General features: G+C 40.5%; 2 protein-coding genes, 1 rRNA gene and 2 riboswitches. All 3 genes read right to left on the reverse strand.

Annotated features, from left to right (window positions below; all coding sequences use genetic code 11):
- Positions 1–116: ribosomal RNA gene (locus ABEV15_RS05960) — 16S ribosomal RNA — on the reverse strand; the annotation flags it as partial.
- Between the two features lie 316 nt (positions 117–432).
- Positions 433–1,758 (reverse strand): NCS2 family permease, encoded by a 1,326-nt coding sequence (locus ABEV15_RS05965; RefSeq protein WP_498852655.1) that lies wholly within the window; start codon positions 1,756–1,758, stop codon positions 433–435.
- Between the two features lie 115 nt (positions 1,759–1,873).
- Positions 1,874–1,975: riboswitch (purine riboswitch) on the reverse strand.
- Between the two features lie 83 nt (positions 1,976–2,058).
- Positions 2,059–3,579, reverse strand: coding sequence for a glutamine-hydrolyzing GMP synthase (gene guaA, locus ABEV15_RS05970; RefSeq protein WP_429634007.1), 1,521 nt, complete (start codon positions 3,577–3,579; stop codon positions 2,059–2,061).
- A gap of 94 nt (positions 3,580–3,673) precedes the next feature.
- Positions 3,674–3,775, reverse strand: a riboswitch (purine riboswitch).
- Positions 3,776–3,994: the final 219 nt, after the last annotated feature.

The raw sequence follows: 3,994 nt of genomic DNA on the forward strand, positions 1-3,994 counted from the left end.
ACTCACCCGTCCGCCGCTAACCAAATAGAAGCAAGCTTCTATTCGGTCCGCTCGACTTGCATGTATTAGGCACGCCGCCAGCGTTCGTCCTGAGCCAGGATCAAACTCTCCATAGAAAAGTTATCCTTAGCTTCTGTACGCTTTTCGCTTCGTTCAGTTTTCAAGGAACATCTCTTTGTCGCTGTTTGGCTGTTTGAGCGACCTTTTCAATATATCATTTACTGTTTTTCTTGTCAACACTTTTTTCTTTTTTATTTTTCATAAACTACTTGTTTCAACCAGCAATAAGTATATTATCAAAAAGCAAATTGCTCGTCAACTGTTTTTGATACAACTTTACTTATTTTTTAACTTACCGTTTGTATTTCGACATATCCACTTAGAAACAAAAAAGCCCATTCCATTGTATGAACGGGCTTTTTTCAAATTTCTCTATTCTCTTAAGAAAAGGAAATAAGCGAGAAAAACAAAAAATAATACGTATAAGATTGGATGAACTTCACGACCGCGACCTTTTAAAATCATTGTGATCGGATAAAACAAGAAACCAACTGCAATACCTGTTGCAATACTATAAGAAAGCGGCATTGTAATTAAAGTAAAGAAAGCTGGAACTGCTACCTCAAATTTTTTCCAATCAATTTCACCGATCGAAGAAGCCATTAATACTCCTACAATAATAAGTGCTGGTGCTGTAACCGGAGCAGTAATGACACTTAATAAAGGCGAGAAGAATAAAGCTAATAAGAATAAAATACCTGTTACAACTGCTGAGAATCCTGAGCGTCCTCCTGCAGCTACCCCCGCAGAAGACTCAATGTAAGAAGTCGTTGTAGACGTCCCAAGTACCGCACCTACCATAACAGCCGTTGCATCAACAAGCAAAGCTTTTCCTGCACGTGGCAACTTATTATCCTTTAACAATCCTGCTTGATTTGCAACCGCAAGCAACGTTCCTGTTGCATCAAAGAAATCAACAATGAAAAATGTTAAAACTACCCCGATCATTTCCAATGTGAAAATTTCATCTAAGTGCTCAAGCGCTACGCCAAACGTAGGAGAGAGATCAGGAACAGCCCCGACAATTTTATCTGGAACTTCGATTAATCCAAACATCATACCTACAATAGCTGTAATGACCATACCATAAAAAACACCACCAGGTACTTTTCTCACCATCAGTGCTACGGTGACAATCAAACCAAAAATTGCTAATAGCGTATTTCCATCTTGGAAATCACCTAATCCTACTAACGTTGCTGGATTATCAACAATGATTTTAGCGTTTTGGAAGCCGATAAAAGTAATAAACAAACCAATACCTGCCCCAACAGCATACTTTAATTCAATAGGAATGGCATCGATAATTTTTTCTCGAATACCTGTCAAAGTTAAAATGGTAAAGAGAATACCTGAAACAAATACACCCGCTAATGCAGTTTGCCAAGGAATTTGCATATGAAGCACAACCGTAAACGCAAAAAATGCATTTAGCCCCATTCCTGGCGCAAGAGCAATTGGATACCGCGCTAAAATCCCCATCAAAATAGACCCATAAGCAGCTGCTAACGCCGTCGCAACAAACACAGCCCCTTGATCAATCCGAAGTTCATTCGGAAAATCTTTTACTGCTCCTAACGAAAGCGTAAATGGATTAACAAATAAAATGTAAGCCATAGATAAGAACGTTGTGATCCCGGCAATAATTTCTGTCCGATAGTTTGTGCCGAGCTCATCAAATTGGAAATACTTCTTAATCACTTCAAGTCCCTCCATATGTTGTAATAAAAAGAAAAACGCTTCTAGCAAACTACCAGAAGCGTTGACTATGATGCATAATGCACGAACATAGAGAGGAACCAAGCAGATTCCTCTCCCCCACATTACCCATCGTAGTCAAGCTATTTACGGTAGCTTGGTAGAGACTCCCGAGCCATATTCTCGAGATTATACGATGTACCCTCTATTTATTTTACACATACATTCTAACAATCGACTCCGATAAAGTCAATATTAAAAACGAACATTTTTTGCTTAAATATTTTTTTTGTTCGTCTTTTACTCCCACTCAATAGTTGCCGGCGGCTTGCTTGTAATATCATACACGACACGATTGACATGAGGCACTTCGTTGACAATACGTGTTGAAATTACTTCAAGAACATCCCAAGGAATGCGCGCCCAATCCGCTGTCATACCGTCAATTGAAGTGACTGCACGAATACCGACCGTATAATCATACGTGCGCGCATCACCCATTACACCTACGCTACGAATGTCAGGTAGAACGGTAAAGTATTGCCAAATGTCGCGATCAAGCCCGGCTTTTTTTATTTCTTCACGTAAAATGGCGTCTGATTCACGAACAATCTCTAATTTCTCTTCTGTCACTTCCCCTAATACGCGAATGCCAAGTCCAGGTCCTGGAAACGGTTGACGCCATACAATTTCATCCGGAATACCTAATTCTGTACCGAGCGCTCGCACTTCATCTTTAAAAAGCGTATTCAAAGGTTCAATTAACTTAAACTTCATATCTTCAGGTAAGCCGCCAACATTATGATGAGATTTAATCGTTTGGGCTGTTGCTGTGCCGCTTTCAATAATATCAGTATACAACGTACCTTGTACTAAAAATTCGATGCCATCTAGCTTTGCTGCTTCATCATCAAAAACGTAAATAAATTCATTTCCGATAATTTTTCGTTTTTGCTCCGGGTCGGTTACCCCTTTTAATTTTGATAAAAAGCGCTCTTGCGCATCCACTTTAATAACGTTCATATTGAATCCTTCGCGGAATGTTTTCATGACGCTTTCCGCTTCCCCTTTGCGAAGGAGCCCGTGATCGACAAAAATACATGTGAGTTGATCGCCGATGGCGCGATGCACAAGCACAGCCGCCACGGAAGAATCGACACCGCCGCTTAACGCACAAAGCACTTTTTTATCTCCAACAAGCTCGCGAATTTTGCGCACTTCGCTATCGATAAAGCTTTCCATTGTCCAATCGCCTTTGCATTGGCACACGTCAAATACGAAATTTCTTAAAATATCGTTTCCGTAAACGGAATGGCGCACTTCTGGATGGAATTGCACCGCGTAAAACTTTTTCGCCTCATTGCTCATTGCCGCAATTGGACAAGAAGCGCTAACAGCATCTACAGTAAACCCTTCTGGCGGAGCAGTGACTAAATCGCCGTGGCTCATCCAGACCACTTGCTCGTCTGGGAGACGTTCAAAAAGGGCGGAAGCGTTCTTTACTTGAATCATTGCTTTTCCGTACTCACGATGTGTTGCTTTTTCTACTTTTCCGCCTAAATGATGCGTCATCAGCTGCATGCCATAACAAATTCCTAAAATCGGCAAACCAAGCTCAAAAATTTTCGGATCACACGTAAACGCATTATCATCATATACGCTGTTTGGACCGCCAGAAAAAATGATTCCTTTTACATTCATTTCTTGAATTTTTTCCGCTGTAATCGTATGTGGATGCAACTCGCTGTACACACCAAACTCACGAATGCGGCGCGTAATTAACTGATTGTACTGGCTACCAAAATCTAAAACGACGATCATTTCTTGTTGACTCAAACGAAATCACCTCATCTACATATAATAAAAAAGCTAGCATTCATACCCTCTCATAAAAAAACGAAGGCAGAATTCTAGCAATATAGAACACTGCCTTCGTAGTCGGGTCATTTACGGTGTCCCGGTAGAGACTCTCGAACCATATTATCGAGGATATACGAAGGTGCACATCTTAAATTTTAATTCATTCTACCAACTTCATTCCTCGTCGGTCAAGATGCTGTCTTTTTTATTCAATTTTCTAACAATTAAAAACAATATGTAACTTGCATATGATATATGAGCAAAAATTGTAGGAGAATGCACGTCAACTACCCCCACTTAGCTAACGCTTGAAGTGAGGGCTTGCAACTCCCCAGAAGTGCAAACGGACTTCGTTCTCCTTCCTTGACTTGGGGTT

This window comes from Bhargavaea massiliensis, assembly GCF_050480245.1.
GTDB lineage: Bacteria > Bacillota > Bacilli > Bacillales > Anoxybacillaceae > Anoxybacillus.